Genomic DNA, 1,009 nt, shown 5'->3' on the forward strand with positions numbered 1-1,009 from the left:
GACCGAGGCGCGGCCGGTGGACCAACCCCTGGTCACGGTCGCCATCTCGACCCAGAACCGGGCCGACATGCTGCGCACGGCGATCTCCTCCGTGCTGTGCCAGACCGTCCAGTCGTTCGAGGTCGTGGTCGTCGACGACGGCTCGAGCGACCACACCCGAGCCGTGGTCGAGGAGTTCGACGACCCCCGCCTGCGCTACGTCCGCCAGGACGACGCCGGGATCTCGGTCGCCCGCAACAGGGCCCTGGACGAAGCCCGCGGCTGGTTCACCGCCGTCATGGACGACGACGACATCATGCCCCCGTGGCGCCTCGAACGATCCATCGAGAACATCCACGCCGGCGAGCACGGCTGCGTCGGGTCCTTCGTCACCTTCGACGACGACTCCGGACAGCTCACCTCCTGGGGCGACCCGTACCCCACCCTCCTGGGCGCCTACCGCCAGGGCGGCTTCGCCGGACACCCGACCTGGATGGTCCGCACCGACGTCCTGCGGGCATTCCGCTACGACGAGTCGTTCACCTCGGCGGTGGACAACAACATCGGCCTGCGCATGGTCCGCTCCGGAGTCAGGCTGCGCCACTGCGGATCGGTGATGAACCTTCGCCGCGTGCACACCGGGCAGATCACCAGCCACGACTCCACCTTCCAGGGGCGAGGCGCCAAGCTCAACGGCACCTGGCTGCGCACCGGCAGCACGGCCAAGGAATGGCACGAGGCCGGACAGGAAGCAGCCAAGACCCAGGTCAGCCCCAGCCCCTCACCGGCCCAGCACGCCGAGGTCCTGCCCTACCTGCCCGACCACCTCGTCCACCGCACCATCACCGCCCGGACCCACCGCGACGACGCCGCGCACGCGATCCGCGCCCACCTGCCCCGCGCCGCGCACATCGAGCTGGAGAACCCCGACGGGTCACACGTCCACCTCTTCCACGTCACCGACGCCACCTGGCGAGAGTGCGCCTTCATCACCACCCGACCCGACACCACCATCACCACCTGGGCCGCC

1 protein-coding gene is annotated in these 1,009 nt (G+C 70.1%); it reads left to right on the top strand.

Annotation, left to right across the window (positions count from 1 at the left end; all coding sequences use genetic code 11):
* Positions 1–16: 16 nt before the first annotated feature.
* Positions 17–1,009: glycosyltransferase family 2 protein (locus ABD286_RS18825; RefSeq protein WP_344196403.1), on the top strand; the 993-nt coding region annotated here is incomplete at its 3' end.

It is taken from the genome of Pedococcus aerophilus (assembly GCF_039532215.1).
Taxonomy (GTDB): Bacteria; Actinomycetota; Actinomycetes; order Actinomycetales; family Dermatophilaceae; genus Pedococcus; species Pedococcus aerophilus.